This is a genomic window from Catelliglobosispora koreensis DSM 44566 (assembly GCF_000379685.1).
In the GTDB taxonomy this organism is placed as follows: Bacteria; Actinomycetota; Actinomycetes; order Mycobacteriales; family Micromonosporaceae; genus Catelliglobosispora; species Catelliglobosispora koreensis.
Map to the genome: position 1 here is coordinate 54,981 of NZ_KB903251.1, position 19,955 is coordinate 74,935.

15 protein-coding genes are annotated in these 19,955 nt (G+C 64.0%); 11 read left to right on the forward strand and 4 right to left on the reverse strand.

Features of this window, described 5'->3' with window-relative positions; translation table 11 throughout:
• Positions 1-36: 36 nt before the first annotated feature.
• The 3 genes from A3E1_RS0110855 (at position 37) to A3E1_RS0110865 (ending at position 4,735) form a co-directional block, all read left to right on the forward strand.
• Positions 37-1,635 carry a glycoside hydrolase family 10 protein gene (locus A3E1_RS0110855; protein ID WP_026208302.1) on the forward strand — a complete coding sequence of 533 codons (1,599 nt, stop codon included), beginning with the start codon at positions 37-39 and terminating at the stop codon, positions 1,633-1,635.
• A 94-nt stretch (positions 1,636-1,729) separates the two neighbouring features.
• On the forward strand, positions 1,730-2,458 hold the full coding sequence (locus A3E1_RS0110860) for a PIG-L deacetylase family protein (protein WP_026208303.1): 729 nt from the start codon (positions 1,730-1,732) through the stop codon (positions 2,456-2,458).
• Positions 2,459-2,650: 192 nt separating this feature from the next.
• A complete protein-coding gene (locus A3E1_RS0110865) occupies positions 2,651-4,735 on the forward strand; it encodes a transglycosylase domain-containing protein (RefSeq protein WP_026208304.1) in 2,085 nt (694 codons plus the stop codon).
• 45 nt (positions 4,736-4,780) lie between these two features.
• Here A3E1_RS0110865 and A3E1_RS0110870 read toward each other — a convergent pair whose 3' ends face one another.
• From A3E1_RS0110870 to A3E1_RS0110885, 4 genes are all read right to left on the reverse strand, one after another.
• Entirely contained in the window at positions 4,781-5,590 is an 810-nt protein-coding gene (locus tag A3E1_RS0110870; protein WP_020520793.1) for a carbohydrate ABC transporter permease, read from the reverse strand.
• Positions 5,587-6,486: a carbohydrate ABC transporter permease gene (locus tag A3E1_RS0110875; protein ID WP_020520794.1), complete on the reverse strand. Its 900-nt coding sequence runs from the start codon at positions 6,484-6,486 to the stop codon at positions 5,587-5,589. The genes A3E1_RS0110870 and A3E1_RS0110875 overlap by 4 nt, the downstream gene beginning before the upstream one ends.
• A gap of 62 nt (positions 6,487-6,548) precedes the next feature.
• Positions 6,549-7,856, reverse strand: a complete 1,308-nt coding sequence (locus A3E1_RS0110880; RefSeq protein WP_020520795.1) for an ABC transporter substrate-binding protein — start codon at positions 7,854-7,856, stop codon at positions 6,549-6,551.
• Positions 7,857-7,927: 71 nt separating this feature from the next.
• Positions 7,928-8,908, reverse strand: coding sequence for a LacI family DNA-binding transcriptional regulator (locus A3E1_RS0110885; protein WP_026208306.1), 981 nt, complete (start codon positions 8,906-8,908; stop codon positions 7,928-7,930).
• Between the two features lie 138 nt (positions 8,909-9,046).
• On the opposite strand from A3E1_RS0110885, the gene A3E1_RS0110890 reads away from it, so the two are divergent.
• The 8 genes from A3E1_RS0110890 to A3E1_RS45620 all read left to right on the forward strand — a co-directional run bounded on the left by A3E1_RS0110890 (position 9,047) and on the right by A3E1_RS45620 (position 19,911).
• Positions 9,047-10,441 (forward strand): Gfo/Idh/MocA family protein, encoded by a 1,395-nt coding sequence (locus A3E1_RS0110890; RefSeq protein WP_040390733.1) that lies wholly within the window; start codon positions 9,047-9,049, stop codon positions 10,439-10,441.
• Positions 10,429-11,823 carry a glucuronate isomerase gene (uxaC, locus tag A3E1_RS0110895; RefSeq protein ID WP_020520798.1) on the forward strand — a complete coding sequence of 465 codons (1,395 nt, stop codon included), beginning with the start codon at positions 10,429-10,431 and terminating at the stop codon, positions 11,821-11,823. Before A3E1_RS0110890 ends, uxaC begins: the two co-directional genes overlap by 13 nt.
• Positions 11,820-13,109 carry an enolase C-terminal domain-like protein gene (locus tag A3E1_RS0110900; protein WP_020520799.1) on the forward strand — a complete coding sequence of 430 codons (1,290 nt, stop codon included), beginning with the start codon at positions 11,820-11,822 and terminating at the stop codon, positions 13,107-13,109. The genes uxaC and A3E1_RS0110900 overlap by 4 nt, the downstream gene beginning before the upstream one ends.
• The gene (locus A3E1_RS39800) at positions 13,094-14,395 is read left to right on the forward strand and encodes a mannitol dehydrogenase family protein (RefSeq protein WP_020520800.1); all 1,302 of its coding nucleotides are present in this window, start codon (positions 13,094-13,096) and stop codon (positions 14,393-14,395) included. The genes A3E1_RS0110900 and A3E1_RS39800 overlap by 16 nt, the downstream gene beginning before the upstream one ends.
• Entirely contained in the window at positions 14,392-15,378 is a 987-nt protein-coding gene (locus tag A3E1_RS39805; protein ID WP_040390734.1) for a Gfo/Idh/MocA family protein, read from the forward strand. Before A3E1_RS39800 ends, A3E1_RS39805 begins: the two co-directional genes overlap by 4 nt.
• A 140-nt stretch (positions 15,379-15,518) precedes the next feature.
• Complete coding sequence (locus A3E1_RS0110915) at positions 15,519-16,715, forward strand: pectate lyase family protein (protein ID WP_020520802.1); 1,197 nt, start codon at positions 15,519-15,521, stop codon at positions 16,713-16,715.
• A gap of 80 nt (positions 16,716-16,795) precedes the next feature.
• Positions 16,796-18,397 (forward strand): pectate lyase family protein, encoded by a 1,602-nt coding sequence (locus A3E1_RS0110920; RefSeq protein WP_020520803.1) that lies wholly within the window; start codon positions 16,796-16,798, stop codon positions 18,395-18,397.
• Positions 18,394-19,911 carry a pectate lyase family protein gene (locus tag A3E1_RS45620; RefSeq protein ID WP_020520804.1) on the forward strand — a complete coding sequence of 506 codons (1,518 nt, stop codon included), beginning with the start codon at positions 18,394-18,396 and terminating at the stop codon, positions 19,909-19,911. Before A3E1_RS0110920 ends, A3E1_RS45620 begins: the two co-directional genes overlap by 4 nt.
• The last annotated feature ends 44 nt before the right edge of the window (positions 19,912-19,955 follow it).

A 19,955-nucleotide genomic window follows, 5' to 3' on the forward strand; every position in this document is an offset into this window, starting at 1 on the left:
TTGACATCGGGCGGCGGGGTGTTGAAGCTTTCCACCATGAAAGCCACCCGCAGAAACGTCCTCCTCGCGGCTGGTTCAGCCGCTTTTGTTGTGCCGCTTGGGTTTTCCGCTCCCGTGAGCGCGGAGCCCACGACGGCGCCGGAGTGTGAGCCGAACCCGTTCACACCGAAGCGTCAGTTCCGTGCGATGTGGATCGCGACCGTGCAGCGGCTCGACTGGCCGTCCCCGGGCGACATCGAAACGATGAAAGCCGAATATCTCCAGTGCCTGGAATACGCGGTCGCCGCGAAGATGAACGCGGTCATCGTGCAGGTCCGGCCAACGGCAGACTCGTTCTGGCCGGGCGCGCTGGAGCCGTGGTCGCGTTATCTCAGCGGCACCGCGGGTCAGGACCCGGGCTGGGATCCGCTGGCCTTCCTGCTTTCGGAGGCGCACGCCCGCAACCTCGAGTTCCACGCGTGGTTCAACCCCTACCGGATCAGCATGCCGGCCTCGGCCACCGAAGCCGGTGTCGACCTCACGAAGCTGCCGGCCGACCACCCGGTGCGCAACCATCCGGAATGGACGGTGCCCTACCCGGTCGCCGCCGCGGGCGCCCGGCTTTACTACAACCCCGGCATCCCGGCCGTGCGCGAGTTCGTGCAGAACGCGGTCCTCGACGCGGTGCAGAAGTACGACATCGATGGTGTGCACTTCGACGACTACTTCTACCCCTACCCGGCCGCCGGGCAGGACTTCGGGGACGCGACGACCTTCGCCGAACACGGTGCTGGCTGGGCGAACAAGGCCGACTGGCGCCGCAACAACATCGATCTGCTCATCAAGGAAATGAACGAGAAGATCAAGGCGGTCAAGCCGTGGGTCAAGTTCGGCGTTAGCCCGTTCGGCATCTGGCGCAACGTGGGTTCCGATCCGCTCGGCTCGGAGACCAACGGCACCCAGTCCTACGACGCTAACTTCGCCGACACCCGCAAGTGGGTCAAGGAGCAGTGGATCGACTACATCGTGCCGCAGATCTACTGGCACATCGGGCTCGCCGTGGCTGACTACGCCAAACTCGTGCCGTGGTGGAACGACGTCATGGAGGGCACCCGCGTGCACCTCTACATCGGCCAGGCCAACTACAAGGTGGCCCTTGCCGGGCAGCCCGCCGCCTGGTTCGACCCGGCGGAGATCAGCAAGCACCTGACGTTCAACCAGGCATACCCCAATGTGGACGGTGACATCCACTTCCGGGCGAAGATCGTCATGGCCGACCCGATCGGTTCGTCGACTCAGTTCATCGCCGACCACTACTCCCGGCCAGCCCTCGTCCCGCGGATGCCACACCTTCCTGCCGGGCCGATGTTGTTCCCGGTGATCGTCAAGGACACCCGCGACGCGAGTGGCGTCACCCTGACCATCCGCCACATCTGGGGTGACATCAAGTCCTACGCCATCTACCGGGTCGACCAGGATTCGGAGATCGGCTGCGACGACGCTCGCAACCTTTTGGGCACCGTCCGCCGGAGCGGCAAGGAGACCACCTTCGTCGACACCACCGCCGAAGCTGGCAAGCGGTACCTCTACGTGGCCACCGCGCTCGACCGGCTCTGGAACGAAAGCCCACCCAGCCCACCACGGCTAAGCTCTTAAGCTTTCAGCATGAGCGACGCTTGCGGAGCGAATCGGAATTGCAGGGTGCCTAGTGCCGCATGGGCAAAACTCTGCGCTCTTTAGAGTTTTGCCCATGAGTTTTGCTCCATCTGCGGACCCGCTGCCGGACGTGCAGCGGGTCCTCTGCGTTTTCGCTCATCCCGACGACGTCGATTTTGGTTCGGCCGGAACCGTCGCCTCCTGGGTTGATGCAGGTCTAGAAGTCAGCTACCTGCTCGTCACGCGTGGGGACGCGGGCGGGTTCGATGACACTCCCCGCGAGCAAATGCCGTTGCTGCGTGAAGCGGAGCAGCGGGCCGCGGCCGCCGCGGTCGGTGTGAAGGACGTCGAGTTCCTTGAGGGATACCGCGATGGGTCGGTCACGCCGTCGCTTGAGTTGCGGCGCGATCTGACGGCCGCGATCCGGCGCTACCGTCCCGATCGCCTCCTGACGAGCGCGCCGTTGCGCCGCTGGGACCGGATCGCTGGGCCGAGCCACCCCGATCACCTGGCGGTCGGCGAAGCCGTCACCTGTGCGGTCTACCCCGACGCACGCAACCCGTTCGCCCACATGGATCTCGGCCTTCCGGCTTGGACAGTGCGGGAGATCTGGTACTCCGGCGGTCCGTCACCGGATCACCCGGTCGACGTGACCGAAACGTTTGGCCGCAAGCTCGCGGCGCTGCGAGAGCACGTTTCGCAGACATCGCACATGACGGGCCTGGAGGAGATGTTGCGGCAGCGTCTGTCCGATGTGGCCGGTGCGCTGGGGCTGCCCGCCGGGAGGCTAGCTGAAGCCTTCACCGTCATCAGGACTGAATAAAAGAAGAGGCCCGTCCCGGCGATCACGGGGGGAACCGTCGGGACGAGCACTGCGGGCGAGCCTACAGCCTTTCTCGGCACCTTGCCAAGCGGTGTCAAAAAATTGTCTGTCCGGCCAGACCTGGTCCACTGTAGACATCGATGATTCGCCATAATCGATACCGTCTGAGCTGGGCTTCGGTAGCGTCGAAGGGTGGTTCGCTTTTGGGGGAGCATTCCACGCCTGCTGCGCTGGGGCCTTATAGCTGGGCTGGTGGTAGCCCTGCTCGCCACTCCTGTCGCCATCGTCGCCGGCCGGACAGTCAAAGCAGGATCGGACATGTTCCTGGCATTGTCTTCTGAGCTCAAACAGCCAAAAACCGGTCAGACAAGCTATATCTACGCCAATGATGGCAAGACGCTTCTGACAACGTTCTACGAGGAGTACCGCCGCTACGTGCCCCTGGGCGAGATCAGCCCGTACCTGCGCGACGCGGTGGTATCCGCCGAAGATGCCCGCTTCTACGAACACAACGGCGTTGATGTGAAGGGCCTGGCCCGTGCGTTCGTGGCCAACCAGCAAGCCGGCGAAGTCTCGCAGGGCGGCTCGACGCTGACTATGCAATACGTGCGCATGGCTTTGCGAGACAGTGCCGTGAACGCTGAAGAAGTGCTTGAGGCGACCGAGCAGACCAATGAGCGCAAGCTGCGCGAGGTCCGCCTGGCTACGGCGCTGGAAAAGCAGCTGTCAAAGCCGGAGATTCTCGAGCGCTATCTCAACGGCGCCTACTTCGGTCACCGTGCCTACGGTGCGCTGGCCGCCGCTCAGATCTACTTCTCCAAGGAGCCCAAGGATCTGGCGCTTTCCGAGGCCGCCCTCCTCGCCGGTCTGGTCAAGGCGCCGACCGACTTCGACCCGGCGTCACAGGACCCGAAACTCGCCGTCGAGCGGCGCAACTGGGTGTTGCGCCAGATGGCCGCCAACAACTATGTCTCGGCGGCCGAAGCCGAGGCGGCAGCGGCAGAACCGTTGCGGCTCAATGTGTTTGAGCCACCAAACGACTGCATCTCGGTGCCCTCTGAGCACAGCGACTGGGGCTTCTTCTGCGACCTGTTCAAAACCTGGTGGGCCCAGCAGCCGTCGTTCGGCGCCACGCCACCGCAGCGCCTCGCCAATCTCAGACGAGGTGGGTACGCGATAACGACGTCCATAGACCCGAATATCCAAGCCTCCGCGATGGCTCAGATCAACGAGAAGGAGTCGGCGAACAGCTCCTATGCTCACGGTGTGGTCGTGATCGAACCGGGCACCGGTTTGGTCAAGGCGATGGCGGTCAACCGGGTCTATTCGATCGACCAGAGTGGCAACGGCCCGAACACGGACCCGAACAAGCGGGACGTGCCGGGTAACTACCCGAACACCGTCAACCCGCTGCTCGGCGGCGGCGATCTGCCCGGATACCAAGCTGGCTCGACCTTCAAGATTTTCACGATGCTCGCCGCGATCGAACAAGGGCATCCGCTCACGACAAGTTACGACGCACCGATGAGGTACACCTCGATGTACCCGGGCGAGATTGGCCACCCGAGCAGTTGCGGAGACCGCTGGTGCCCCAGCAACGCCAACGAGGCTATGACTGGCCGCCAAACCATGTGGTCGGGCTTCGGCAAGTCGGTGAACACCTACTTCGTGCAGCTGGAACAAACGATCGGAGCTGAGAACGCCGTCAAAATGGCGGAACGGCTCGGCTTGCGGTGGCGCTCAGAGGTCGACGCCGCGATCGCCAGCGACCCGCGGAGAGCACACTTGTGGGGCTCGTTCACGCTAGGGACCGCTGACACGACACCGCTGGAGATGGCTAACGCGTTCGCGACCGTTGCGGCGGAGGGACTTTACTGTCCGCCGACGCCGGTTGCGGCCATCAACGGGGAGAAGGTCGACCCGGGTTGTCATCAAGCCGTGGAGCCCTGGGTCGCCCGCGCGGCCACCGATGCCGCCCGTTGCGTGACCGGCTACGGCGCCGTCGGCGGACCGTGCGGCGATTGGTCCACAGCCGGTGCTGTTTATGGAGCGGTCGGCCGTCCCGTCGCGGGCAAGACCGGCACTACCGACGACACGCGTGCCGCCTGGTTTGTCGGCTACACACCACAGCTCGCGGCCGCGTCTTTCATCGCCGACCCGGACTACCCGTTCCACGTCGCCGGTGACGGCAACTCCTGGAAACCGGTGCAGTCGGTGTCGAATGTGCTGCGGGAGGCTTCGGAAAGCTTGCCCTGGGCCGACTTCGCCTATCCGTAAAAGTAGGTGCTGGTGCGGCCTCCAAACCGCACCAGCGACCTAACTCTAGCCCTTGAGGCCCGTGGTGTTGATGCCCTGAACCAGCATGCGCTGGAACACGACGAAGAACAGGAACACGGGAACGAGCGAAAGCACTGACATCGCGAACATGGGCCCGAGCGACGTTTGACCCGTCGAGTCGAGGAAGTTGCGCAACGCCACTGGAACCGTGATGTTCTCCAGATCGTTCAGATAGATCAGCTGGGTGAGGAAGTCATTCCACGTCCAGATGAATGAGAAGATCGCCGTGGTCACGAGTGCTGGCTTGGACAGCGGCAAGATGACCTGAAGGAACACTTGGAACGGACCGCAGCCGTCAATGACAGCAGCCTCGTCTAGCTCCTTGGGGATGCCCCGCATGAACTGCACCATGAGGAAGATGAAGAACGCCTCCGTGGCAAGGAGTTTCGGAATGATCAAAGGCAGCGGCGTATTGATCCAGTCAAACTGCTTGAACAAGATGTACTGCGGCACGATCAGCACGTGCCCGGGTAGCAGCAGCGTGCCGATCATCAAGGCGAACCACAGCTTGCGGGCGCGAAACCGCAAGCGGGCGAACGCATAGGCGGCCAGCAGACAGGATACGCAGTTGGCCACCACGGTCAGCCCGGCGATCAGCGCGCTGTTGGCGAAGAACGTCCCGAAGCCAACGTCCATGCTGGACCAGCCTTCGGGATAGTTGCCGAGTGTCGGGTCCTGCGGCCACAGGTTGATCGAGGCGACGATTTCGTCGTTCGGTTTGAACGAGGTGCCCAGCATCCAGACGATCGGGTAAACCACGATCGCCAGCAGGGCGATGATCAGGACCTTCCTCATGACTGATCTCCGTAATGAACCCAGAATTTTCCAGTGGAGAAGACGATCGCGGTGATGACGGCGATCGCGATCAGGAACACCCAGGCCATCGCGGAGGCGTAGCCCATCTCGTAGTCGGTGAAGCCCGCCTGATACAGGTAAAGCGTGTACATCAGGGTCGAGTCCACCGGGCCACCGGTGCCACCTGACACCACGTAGGCCGAAGTGAAGCCCTGGAACCCGTTGATGGTTTCCAGCACGAGGTTGAAGAAGATGACGGGGGACAGGCCCGGAAGCGTGATGTGCCAGAACAACCGGGCACGGGACGCTCCGTCCACCGAGGCGGCTTCGTAGAGCTCGGCAGGAATCTGTTTGAGCCCAGCCAGGAAAATCACCATCGGCGCACCGAACTGCCAGACCGCCAGAACCACCAAAGTGGACAGAGCCCAGTCGGGCTCGTTGATCCAGTTCATTCCCTCGATCCCGAAAAGGCCCAGGAAGCCATTAACGGCACCGTCTTTGGACCACATCGCCCGCCACACGAGCGCTAGCGCGACACTGCCGCCAAGGAGAGAGGGTAGATAGAACAGCCCACGGAACAGTCCGTTCGCGCGGCTGTTCCGGTTGAGCAGCAAGGCGACACCGAGTGCCGCTCCGAGCTTGAGGGGCACCGCGACAAGGGCGAAGACGACCGTCACGATGACCGCTTCGACATAGTGCGGATCGTCGGCGAACATGCGCGCGTAGTTGCGCACACCCACCCACTCCAGCTCCGACCATGGCGAAAGCAGGTCATAGTTGGTGAAGCTCAGGATCAGGGAGCCGATCATCGGAATCGCGGTGATCCCGAACAGCCCAAGTAACCAAGGGGAAAGGAACGTGTAGCCCGCTATCCCCTCACGGCGGCGCACCGCCATTGCACTCTCCTTAAGGGAAAGGGCGGCCGCGCAAGGGTTTGCGGCCGCCCAGGTGAGGGGGACTAGCTGGCTATCGCCGCGTTCGCTTCCTTGAGGTAGGCCTCGGCGGCCGCCTCAGGCGTCGCCTTTCCATATTGGACGCTCTCCGCGTGGGTGATGAGCAGAGCGCGAGCCTTGACGTGTCCCTTCGGCGGCACAGGCGGTGCCTGGCCGAACTTGGGCGCCAGATCGGTTTCGAAGGCGAAGGCCGTCTTCTGTGTCGCGTCGGTCAGCCCGTCCGCGACGGCCTTACGGACGTCGAGGTTGGCCGACAGGCCACGGTCGGCACCCCACAGCTTGCCCACTTCCGGGGAGTTAACCAGGAAGTTAACGACGTCGACCGCCCGGTCGCGCTTGGTGCTGCTGCGGGCGATCGAGAAGTAGAGCGCCGCACGAGCCCATTGCGCGCTGGGGTTGCCGGGGTAGGCCACGACGCCGAGGGCTTGCTTGGACAGCTTCTGCACCTCGGTGATCTGGTTGGCCCACAGGAACGAGGTGGCCGCTTTGCCGGTCACCACGAGCTGCTTGGTGACGTCGCCACCGTTGGCCTCGTGGATGATGTCGGCGCTCGGGGCGGCCTTGCGATCACGGGCGCCTTGCCACAGCTTGAACCACGCGACGAGATCTTCCTTGCTCGCCCCGATGGCCTTGCCCTTGTAGAGCTCCTTGCCCTGCTGGCGCAGCCACATCCACAGCGCCTTGTAGTCGGCGCTGGGGTCCATGGTGCCAAAGACCTTGCCGCCCGACTTGGTGTAAATCTGTTCGCCCCAGCTGATCAGGGCATCCCAGCTCATGCCGGTCGTTGGTTCCGGCACGCCCAGGTCGGCGCAGAGCTGCTTGTTGTAGATCATGCCGGGCGTGTTCTCACCCGTTGGCACTCCCGCGAGCTTCCCGTCAACCTCGCCGTATTTCCAGAGGCTTTCCGGGAACTTCGAGACGTCGAGCTTGCCGTTGGCCTTATACGGCGTCAGGTCCAAGGTCACACCGCGCTCGCCGTATTCGCTGAGCGCGCCGTCATCGATCTGGAAGATATCCGGTGCGTTGCCGCCCGCGGCCATGGTGGCGAGCTTGTCGTAGTAGCCCTGATTACCCTGCCACGTGGTCTTGAACGTCACGAATGGGTACTTAGCCGTGTAGAGCTTGAGCGCTTCTTCAGTCGCCTTCGCCCGGGCCTCGGCACCCCACCAGAAAACGGATAGCTCAACCGGGGCCGTCGATTCGGGCTCGGCTTGGCTCCCTTCCGTGCCGCACGCGGCGAGGACTGGAGCGGCCAGGGCAGCCAACAGCAGGCTGCGCCTGGTTGTAACGTGTGATGTTGCGGCGCGGTGCATGCATCACTCCTTGATGTAGTTTTCCGATCGCTCCGCTGCCCGGGCGGGCAGTGCGATGCCTGCCCGGGTTCCTAGCTCGCGCGGACCCCAGAGGAGTCGCGGATGACGAGCTCGGTCTGAAGCGTGACCAAAGCTGTGGTTCGACGGTCGTCGCCGTGCTGCAAGAGCATGTCGACGGCCGCCCGTCCGGCGGCCGCGGTTGGGGTGGCCACCGTGGTCAAAGTCGGGCGGGTGCGGCGGCTCAGCGCGGTGTCGTCAATGCCGACAACGCTTATCTGGCCCGGAACACTCACCCCAAGACGGTCGAGCCCATCGATCAGGCCAACCGCCATCAGATCGTTGTAAGCCAGCACCGCCGTGGCGCCGGTGCGCAAAACAGCCTCGGCCTGTGCCGCGCCACTGTCTTCGGTGGGCGGATTGGGGCCGAGCACGGTAAGCCCGCTGCCAGCGGCGCGAGCCGCGAGCGTAGCGGAGCGGCGAATCTCGCGGTTCGTCCACGAACCACGGGGCCCGCCCAAAAGTGCGATCTCCCGGTGGCCCAGCGTTATCAGGTGCTCTATAGCGAGCCGGGCACCCTGGGCCACATCCATCACCACGGCAGGCAGACCCGGAACGGGACGGTTGACCACGACTAGCGGAACGTCGCGCGAGAGCCGCTCGATCTGGGTATTGCTCATGCGGGGACTGCACAGCAGCACCCCATCCACCTGCTTGGCCAGAGCGAGCACGAGTTCTTCTTCGACACCAGCGTCTTCATTGGTGTCAGCGACGAAAACGTGGTAATCCCTTGCCCTGGCATGGCTTTCCGCCGCTTTGATCAGTGGCGGGAAGAAGGGGTTAGCAATGTCGGCGACGATCAGGCCGATGTTGTGCGTGCGGCCGGTGATCAGCGCCCGTGCGGCCCGGTTGGGCCGGTAGCCGAGTTGTTCGGCGAACTCCAGCACACGAGCCCGTGTGGACGGGTTAACCAAATGCGGCGCACTGAACGTGCGCGACACGGTGGACACGTGCACGCCGCTCACTCGGGCGACATCTCGGATAGTGGCTGGCACGGTGTCATTAATGCAAACGGTTGCGGGTCTGTCAACGCTCCCAGGTTTCGTTCTGATGACGACGGTGGACCTTGGGGGTGCTTTAACTACCACAAAATCGGGCATTAGGGGGCGGCCTATTGACGTTTCTGAGGCGCGATGGTTAGTTCCACTGCAAACGTTTGTAGTCGCTCACCGCCAGAGAGGGGAGCACCCGCAGTGCGGGCAGCAATCGTGGGAACCGGGGCCAGGGCCCAAATGTGGGCGCATGAGCTGCGCCAGCACGGCGATCTCGTCGCTCTTGCCGACACCAATCCGGCCCGGCTAGCCGCTTTCCAGCGCCTCATCGCCGGCAACCGTTCGCAGCCGGCTCCGGCTGGTGAAGCGGTATCCGGCCATGCCGCTCCAGCGAGCTGGGTGATCGCGCAATCGGCTGACGTGGCAAGGATGCTGGCCGCGGAGAGGGCCGACGTCCTGGTCGTGTGCAGTCCTGACGCCACGCACGATGAGCACATCGTCGCGGGCCTCGACGCTGGCGCGCACGTCATCACAGAAAAGCCGATGACAACTGACGCCGCAAAGGCTCGCCGCATTCTGGACGCTCAGAAGCGGACCGCCGGCTTGGTCACGGTCGCCTTCAACTACCGCTATCACCCGGTTTACGCCCAGGTGAAGCAGGTCTTGCCCCGCATCGGGGAGATCAGCTCCGTCCACTTTGAATGGTTGCTGGACGTGCGGCACGGCGCGGATTACTTCCGCCGGTGGCATCGCGACAAGGCCCAGTCAGGCGGGCTGCTCGTGCACAAGGCGACGCACCATTTCGACCTCATCAACTGGTGGCTGGGCACCACGCCGGAGCAAGTTTCCGCTCAGGGCAAGCTGTTCTTCTACGGGGAAGCGGGCCGCAGGCACGGCTATGACCGCGGCTATGCCCGTGCGCACGGGACGGCTGAAGCGGTGGGCGATCCGTTTGCCTTGTCGTTGCAGGACAACCCCGCGATGAAGGCGCTCTATCTCGATGCCGAGGAGCACGACGGCTACCAGCGTGACCTCAATGTTTTCGCCCCGGGAGTGTCCATTGAGGACGACCTCGCGGTGCTCGTGCGTTATGCCAGCGGGGCCACGATGTCCTATCACCTGACGGCCTTCTCGCCCTGGGAGGGTTTGCGCATCGCGTTCAATGGCAGCCAAGGGCGCCTGGAACTCGACCTCACCGAATCAGACCACGTCGCGCCGGGTGTTTCCGGTGCGGTCAAAGGACATTCCGCTGCCCTGCACGGCGCCGAAGCCGCTGCCGAGCAGGGAGGCGTATCGCTGCGCCTGCGCCACTTCTGGCAGCCACCACAGGACCTTCCCGTGGCGACCTATGAAAAGACAGGGCACGGTGGAGCCGACAGCCGCATGGTGGCGGCCATCTTCTCCGCGGCCAGCGCCCCGACGGCGACCGACGGTGCCTGGGCGCTGCTGACCGGGCTGGCCGCGAACGAATCTATGAGGACGCAACGGTCCGTGCGGGCCAGCGACCTTCTTGACCTAACTGAATGGGAGAGCTGAACCGCATGGAAGACCTGCTGTTCCCGGCTGATCAGCGCACGAGGGAGATCGCCCGTGAGCTTTTCGCGCACGTGCGGGAGCTGCCGCTGATCAGTCCACACGGGCATGTGGATCCGGGAATCCTCGCCGATGACGCCGCGTTTCCGGATCCGGCTCAGCTCATCATCACTCCCGATCACTACCTGACCAGAATGCTGCTGAGCCAGGGGATTCCGCCGTCGGAGCTCGGGGTGCGGCGCGTCGACGGTGGCCAGACACAGACCGATCCACGGCGGATCTGGCGTACCTTCGCCGACAACTGGCACCTCTTTCGTGGTACCCCCTCGAAATTGTGGTTAGAGCAAACGTTGCGGCAAGTCTTCGGCATCGAGCCCCCACTGACCTATGAAACCTACGATCAGCTCGCCGAAAAGCTGGGGCAGCCAGAGTTTCGGCCCCGTGCCTTGTTCGCCAAGTTCAACCTCGAAGTGCTCGCGACGACCGAGTCGCCTTTGGACGATCTGTCGCGGCACGCGAAGCTCAGGGCCGACGGGTGGCTGGGCAAAGTCATCACGACTTTCCGTCCCGATGACGTCGTCGACATGGACTGGGCCGGCTGGCCCGACCGTGTCGCACGGCTCGGTGAGATCTCCGGTTGCGACACTTCGACGTTCGAGGGATTCCTTGAGGCGCTTCGGCAACGGCGCGAGGTCTTCATTGAGTTCGGTGCGACGTGCTCCGACCACGGTCATCCCACCGCACAGGTGGCCATCGCCGATGACGTGGCCGCCATCTATCAGCGTGGCCTGCGCGGGATGGCCAGCCCCGGTGAGGCCGAAGCGTTCCGTGCGCACATGCTCATGGAGTTCGCCCGGATGTCGCTTGACGACGGCCTGGTGATGCAGCTGCACCCGGGATCGTCACGCAACCACAACCGTTACCTGCACCGCGCTTACGGGCGCGACACCGGCGGCGACATCCCGCAGGCGACGGAATACACGTTCGCGCTCAAGCCGTTGCTCGACGCCTATGGCCACGATCCACGGTTGCGGGTCGTCATCTACACGCTTGATGAGTACACGTATACCCGGGAAATGGCACCCCTGGCCGGCGGCTACCCGGCCCTTTTCCTCGGGGCACCGTGGTGGTTCCTTGACGCGCCAGAGGCTTTGCGGCGCTGGCGCGAAGCCGTCACGGAGACGGCTGGGTTCTACAACACCGCCGGATTCGTCGATGACACCCGTGCCTATTGCTCGATCCCGGTGCGACACGAGGTTTCCCGGCGCGTGGACGCCGGGTTCCTGGCGCGCCTGGTCGCCGAGCACCGCCTGTCGCTTGATGAAGCCCTTGAGACGATCGCCGATCTTGCCTACAACTTGCCTAAGAAGGTGTTCAAGCTTTGAAAATCACCGCTTACCGCGTGCACGACGTCCGCTTCCCGACCGCCGCCGCCGGGGATGGCTCGGATGCCATCAACCGCGGTGACTACTCCGCCGCCTACGTCGCGTTGTCGACCGACGAAGGTGTCACCGGTGCTGGGTTCACCTTCACCAACGGCCGGGGTAACGAGATCGCCTGTGCCGCTATCGAAGCGCTCATGCATCACGTCGTTGGCCGGTCCCTAGAAGAGTTCTTCGGTGAGCCGGTCACCTTCTGGCGCTCACTGACCGCCGACGTTCAGTTGCGCTGGCTGGGACCGGAAAAGGGCGTCATTCACATGGCGGCTGGCGCGATCGTCAACGCGGTGTGGGACTTGCGGGCCAAGGCTGAAGGCAAGCCCATGTGGCGCTTGCTCGCCGAGATGCCGTCAGAAGAACTCGTGCGCAACATCGATTTCCACCACATCACCGATGCCCTGACTCCCGAGGAGGCACTGTCGCTTTTGGAGGAACGCCGCGCCGGGTACGCCGAGCGGCTCACAGTGCTTGAGCGCGACGGGTTCCCGTCCTACACCACGTCCGTCGGGTGGCTTGGTTACCCGGACGAGCAGGTTCGCGCTCTCACCCAGGAGGCTTACGCCAAGGGCTGGCGGGCCATGAAGATGAAGGTCGGCGGTCCGATCGAGGACGATGTGCGCAGAGCACGGCTCATCCGTGAGGTCATCGGCGACGACGCGCTCCTGATGATGGACGCCAACCAGGTGTGGGACGTGCCAGAGGCAATCGAGAACATGGCCCGGCTGGCCGAGTTCCGGCCCTACTGGATCGAGGAGCCAACGCACGCCGACGATGTGCTCGGGCACGCCGCCATCGCTAGAGCCGTGTCGCCGGTTCGGGTCGCGACCGGTGAAGTGGCCGCCAACCGGGTCATCTTCAAGCAGCTGTTGCAAGCTAACGCGATCGGCGTGTGCCAGGTCGACGCTTGCCGGGTCGGCGGGGTCAACGAGGTGCTGAGCATCATCTTGCTGGCGGCCAAGTTCGGCGTGCCGATCTGCCCACACGCGGGCGGCGTCGGGCTATGCGAATACGTTCAGCACCTGTCGATTTTCGACTACCTGCGCGTGGGCACGTCACTGGAGGGCCGGATGGTGGAATACGTCGATCACCTGCACGAGCACTTCGAAGACCCGATCACCGTCGTCGGCGGGCGTTATCAGCTTCCGGTGCGGCCCGGCTACTCCGTGACGCTCAAGCCCGAATCCATCGCGGACTACTCCTTCCCGGACGGGCCGGTATGGGCACGAAACTGAGCCGTGCGGCGGTCCTGCCACCTGGCAGCGGTCCGCTGGTGGAGCCGGGGTCCTTTGGGAGCGGCATCGTCCATTTTGGAATCGGGGCGTTTTTCCGTGCCCACCAAGCTGTCTACACCGAGGCCGCGATGGCGGCCAGTGGCGGCGACTGGGGAATCACCGCGGTGGCGCCCCGGTCGCATGGTGTGCTGGACGCGCTGATACAGCAGGACTTGCTGTTCAGCGTCGTCACCGTCGGCGGGGGAGCGCCTAAGGCGCAGGTGCTTTCGGTCCTGTCCGACGGGCTGCACGCCGCCTCCGACCCGGCCGCCGTTATCAAGCAGCTGGCCGACCCAGCGAACAAAATCGTGACTCTGACCGTCACGGAGAAGGCCTACAACGCCGATTCAGCCATCATGCGGCTCCTGGTGACCGGCCTACGCGTACGAGGCGGAGCCCCCATAACGCTGCTCAGTTGCGACAACCTCCCGTCCAACGGGACAACCCTGGCCAGCGTCGTGCTCGGGCTGGCGCCCGAGCTGACCGCCGTCACGTTCCCGAGCAGCATGGTGGACCGGATCGTCCCTGCGACGACACCGTCCATATTGGAGAAAGTCCGAGCGGGTCTCGGGTGCGAGGACCGTGCCGCGGTCGCGGCGGAGCCGTTCTCCCAGTGGGTCATCGAGGACTCCTTCGCCGCGGAACGTCCCGACTGGGCCGCCGCTGGAGCCCAGTTCACGTCAGATGTCGCACCGTGGGAACACTTGAAACTGCGTGCCCTTAACGGTGTGCACAGTGCGCTGGCCTATCTCGGGGCGCTCGCTGGCCGCGACACCATCGCTGAGGCGCTGCGCATGCCGGGCATGACGGGGCTGCTGCACCGGTATGTCGAAACCGAGGTGCGTGCTTGCCTCGTGCCCCCTGAGGGGGTTGATGTTGTGGCTTATGGGCGATCGGCGCTGGAGCGTTTCGCCAACGCGGACCTCGGGCATCGCACCCGCCAGGTCGCCATGGACGGCACGCAGAAATTGCCGCAACGATTGCTCTCGGTGCTGAACGCGGTTTCCGAGCCTCGGGTGGCCACGCTGATCGCGGCCGCGTGGGCGGAATATGCCGCCATGACACCGGATCTGGACGATCCGCTCGCCGAGAAGGTGCGCGCGGATCTGAGCACGGAAGCGCTGTTCGGCGAATCCGGGGTGCTGGCTGTTCCCAGCGAGGCACATCGTGCCATGATCGCCACTTGGCGGGGCGAGCTCGCCCGGCACGGGGCAGCGGAAGTGGTGCGATCGGAGGGCTTGGCGTGAGGGTGGCACTTGTTGGCGCGAACGGGCACGGGGCGCACCACCGGCGCAACGTGCCTGATCTGGTCGCGTTGTGCGACCCCGCCGACATCGAGGGCGCGCCACCTGGCGTGCCCTTGTTCCGTGACCACCACGCCATGCTGTCCGCCATCAAGCCCGACGTCGTGATCGTGTGCACACCGCCGGCCACCCATCTGCCCATCGCGTCAGCGGCATTGCGGGCCGGGGCCGATGTGTTGCTGGAGAAGCCTCCGGTGCTGAATCTGGCCGAGCATGACGAACTGTCCAGGGTGGAGGGTGAGACGGGACGGTTCGTGCAAGTCGGGTTCCAGGCGCTCGGTTCACCTCAGCTGCCGGAGCTTCGAAGGCACGCCCCCTGCGACGTCTCGGTGGTCAGCTCGTGGCAGCGCGACGACGCGTACTGGAGCCGGTCGTCCTGGGCCGGGCGGCTGCCGTTGGACGGAGCGTTGCGCAACCCGTTCGCCCACGCGATCATGCAGGCACTGTCCGTTAACGACAGTCCGCTGGCTAGCGTAGAAGTCGCCTGGTGCCGCACCAGGGAACAGCTTGAAGTCGACGACACCGCGACCCTGCGGCTGACACTAGCCAACGGGCACCGCGTTCTCATTGCCGTCACGCTCGCCGGAGACGAGTTCGCCGACGGCTGGCTGTCGGCCGGGCCGTTTCAGGGAAACTTCCGGCACGACAACGGCGTTTCGTTGCTAGCCAACCTCATCGCGCATCGGATCAGTGGCGAGCCTCTGCTGGCGCCATTGGCGAAGACACGTGATTTCACCGCGATCGTGCAAGTGCTGAGCACCATGCCGGAGCCTGCGCTTGTCGCGTCTGAGATCAGCGGCGGCACGCGGACACTGCCCGGAATAGCGGCCATATTGCGGGAATGTGGCCGGGAATTCGCTTTGCTAAACGAGATCAGCAATCCGTGGGCTGCAAAGGTTACGGGAGGCGCTGCAACTATCGGGTAGGCCGCTCGAATGGCGAATTCAATAGCACCAGGTAGCCCGGTCTCGGCACCCGGAGCAGGGAAAAGTGTTCCCAATTCACTGCAACATTCCTGCATATCGAATCCATTGACTTCGCTGTAATGCGTTTCTAGTTTTCGTTTATGCGCGCCATTTCTTTGTTATTGACCGTCGCTTTAGGAGCGCCGGTTCTGCCGCCCAGTGACGGCTGGGGCTCGGCCGGCCCCGGCACGACGGGTGGACACGGCGGGACCGTGGTCACCGTCCACACCCGCGACGAGTTAGCTGCCGCCGTCCTGGGCAGCGCTCCGAAGATCGTCCTGGTGGACGGAACGATTGAAGGCCCCTCGTGCGCCGGCCTAGCCGATCCTGAGTACAGCCTTGAGGCCTATCTGGCCGCCTATGACCCCGCGGTGTGGGGACGAGCCACCGACCCGAGCGGACCGTTAGAGCAGGCCCGCGTGCGGTCGGTCGCGAAGCAGAAGGCGCTCACCGAAATCAAGGTGGGCCCGAACACCACGATCCTTGGCAAGCATGGGGCGACGCTGAAGAAGCTGACCCTCATGATTGACAACGCGCCCAACGTCATCGTGCGCAACCTGCGCCTAGAGGACGCCGCCGACTGCTTCCCGAGGTGGCGCCCGACCGATGGGGCCGAAGGTAACTGGAACTCCGAATACGACCTCGTGTCGGTCCGGCGCTCCACCAACGTCTGGATCGATCACTGCACGTTCACCGATGGCGACAACCCCGACTCAGCGCAGCCTGTCTACTTTGGACGGCCATGGCAGATGCACGACGGCGCTCTCGACATCACGCACACGGCCGACCTGGTGACCGTGTCGTGGAACGTTTTCACCAACCACGACAAGACCGTTCTCATCGGCTCCAGCGACACCGTCGGCCCCGATGTCGGAAAGTTGCGCGTGACCTTGCACCACAACGTGTTTGACGGGTCGATCCAGCGCGCTCCGCGCGTGCGGTTCGGTCAGGTCGACGTCTACAACAACTACTTCAAAGTGCGCGAGCCCTTCGACTACAGCGTCGGGCTGGGCATCCAGTCAGCCATCGTTCTGGAGAACAACTTCTTCCACGTCTCCGGCGGGATCCCGCTCGATCGCCTCCTGAAGGACTGGAAGGGAACGAAACTGACCGAGAAAGGCACCTGGGTCAACCACGGCCCGGTCAGCCTTATCGACGCCTACAACGCCGTGAAGGACCCAGACTTCGCCCCCGACGCGGGCTGGACGCCGGAGCTGCGGGCACACAAACCGCTACCCACCATCGTGGTGCCCATCGTCACCACGCTGTTCGCCGGTGCCGGGAGGCTGCCGGTCTAAAGCTTCCGCAGCCGGTGAGCCGCGCCTCGGTGCACCCGGCACCGAATCTCACCGGCTGCGGGAATCTGGAGGAACGACAGATGAAATTCCGTCCCAAGCTAGCGGCCGCCGTAAGTGCCGCCGCCGCCACAGTTCTCGTCGCGGTCATGGTGACTTCGGCTAGCGCGGCCACCCTGTTCTCCGACGATTTCAACGACGGCAACGCCAACGGATGGTCCAAATCCGGTGGCAGCTGGACCGTCACCGGTGGTGCCTATCAGCAGTCGGGCACCGGAGCCGACGCCAAGGCTCAAGCCGGGTCAACCTCATGGACCGCACAGTCGGTCAGCGCCAGGGTAAAGCCCCTCGCCTTCGGCAACTCCAGCCGGTCGGTGGGCGTACAGGCCCGGGCACAGAACATGACCAACTTCTACTCACTCGTGCTCACCGGCAGCGGCTCGGTGCAACTGCGCCGTACGTCTGGAGGCGGCACGGCGACGCTCGCTAGCGCGGCTGTTTCTGTGGTGCCGGGCACGTGGTACACCCTGCAGCTCAACGCTTCGGGCAGTGCGCTATCCGGCTCGGTCAACGGCGTGTCACTCGTCTCGGCCACTGACTCCACCCTCGCCAGCGGCCGGGCTGGCCTCATCACGTCTTATGCCTCTGCGGCGTTTGATGACGTCGTCGTGAGTGACGCTCCCGGAACGCCACCGACCTCGCAACCGCCGACATCACAGCCGCCGTCCTCACCTCCTCCCTCCTCGCCGCCGCCGGGGACGTGCAACACCTCTGGTGCGCCAACAGGATTCGCTTCCGTTAACGCTTGGGGGCAGAACGGGACGACCGGTGGAGCTGGCGGGCCAACGGTGGAAGTCGACACCGCGGCCGAACTCATCTCGGCGATCGCCCAAAATGGGCCGCTGAACGTCTGTGTCCGCGGCATGATCACGGTGCCCGCGGGAATGTATGACGTTTCGTCGGACAAGACCATCGTGGGCATCGGCGCCAGCTCTGGCATCACGGGAGGCGGCCTCAACATCGGCTTGCCGCTCAGTGACGCGATTTTGGAGCCGCCCGCGAACGCGGTGCACAACGTCATCATCCGGAACCTGAACTTCCGCAACGCCAACGATGACTCCATCAACGTGCAGATGTTCTCGCATCACATCTGGCTCGACCACAACGATCTCGCGCAGGGCTATGACGGTCTCATCGACATCAAGCGTGGATCGTCCTACATCACCGTCTCGTGGAACCACCTGCACAACCACAGCAAGAACATGCTGCTCGGTCACGATGACAGCAATGGTGCCCAGGACATCGGCCGGCTCAAGGTGACCTATCACCACAACTGGCTAAACGCGACACCGCAACGCAATCCACGCGTTCGCTTCGGCGAGCCCGTGCACATCTACAACAACTACTACTTCTACAACACCGATGTTGGCGTGGCCTGCCAAGCCAACGCGGGTTGCATGGTCGAAGGCAACTACTTCGAAAACGTCGAAGAGCCCGTTTCCAACTCGTACGCCGGGCCGGCCGGCCGGTGCGTCGCCCGCAACAACGTGTTCGTGGGTGAATCCGGTGCCCCTGACTGTTCCGGTTCAGTGCAGGAACCGTCGGGCTACTACTCCTACACGCTCGACGACCCGAACTCGGTCAAAGCCTCGGTCACGAGCGGCGCGGGAACGGGGAAGATATGAAGCGGATCGGAGCTGCCGCTCTCGCGGCGGTCGTGGTGATGCTGGGCCTGCTCGTCAGCCGGGCGGATGCCGCGACTCTGTTCAGCGATGACTTCAATGACGGCAACGCTAGTGGCTGGTCGACCTCCGGTGGCAGCTGGTCAGTCGCCTCAGGGACCTACTCCCAGACCGGCACCAGCGCTGACGCTAAGTCACAGGCAGGCAACCTTGCCTGGACGAACACCAGCATGCAGGCACGGGTGCGCGTGAACTTCTTTGGCAGCAACGCGTCCCGGGCGGCTGGCATCACGGCACGGGCACGCAGTTCAGCGGACTCCTACGCACTCGCGCTCACGCCGAGTTCGGTGGAGCTGCGACGGGGATCCAACGTGCTGTCGTCGGCGTCTTTCGGCGTGGCGACAGGGACTTGGTACACCCTGCGGCTAGAGGTTTTTGGCAGCACGCTGCGGGGCTTTGTCAACGGCACCCAAGTGGTCACCGCGACGGACAGCAACTTCGCGGCCGGGCGCATCGGCTTCATCGCCAAATACGCGGCGGCTTCGTTTGATGACGTTTTGGCCACCGACACGGCCGGTCCCGGGCCGACCTCTTCACCGACAGCTTCGGCTTCCGCTTCCCCTTCCACGTCACCATCGCCGCAGCCTCCGGCTGGGCAGGCCGACGGCTTCGCCAGCGGGACAACGGGTGGCGCGGGCGGGCCAATAGTCGTGGCCACCACGGCCGCGCAGCTGGAAGCCTATGTGGGACAAGCAGGTCCGCTGATCATCATGGTGCAGGGGACGATCGCGATTGACGGCATGCTCACGGTTGTCGCCGACAAGAGCATCATCGGCGCCGGCTCCACCGCGCACATCACCGGCGGTGGACTGCAGACGGGCTCGACGACCAGGCCAGGCAACAACGTCATCATCCGCAACATTAAGTTCAGCAACGCCGATGACGACTCCATCAGTGTCACCAACGGAGCACATCACGTCTGGATTGACCACAATGAGTTCCTACCCGGCTACGACGGGTCAGTGGACGTCAAGCGGCAGTCCACCAACGTAACGGTGTCGTGGAACAAGTTCAGCGGGACCGACAAGTCGATGCTGCTCGGTCACTCGGACGATTTCACCGCTGACATCGGCTATCTAAAGGTCAGCTACCACCACAACTACTTCGATGGCGCGAACCAGCGGCTGCCACGGGTCAGGTTTGGTGAGCCAGTTCACGTCTACAATAACTACTACCGCAATATCGGACTCTACGGAGTCGTCTCGGTGCAAAACGCCGGCGTCGTCGTCGAAGGGAACTACTTCGAAAACGTCGCGCACCCGTGCTATTCGGTCAGCGGCTATGCCGACAGTGGTCCCGGAAGACTGGTGCAGCGCAACAACATTTTCAGCAACTCGGGTGTCTGCGAGGCCGGCGGAAACGTCGCCGAGCCGGGAAGCTACTACTCCTACACCCTGACCCCGGCAGCCTCCGTGCCCTCTGTCGTATCCGCGTCAGCGGGCGTCGGAAAGCTGTAACAAATGCCGCTCCGGGCAGGTATCCGACCTGCCCGGAGCACACC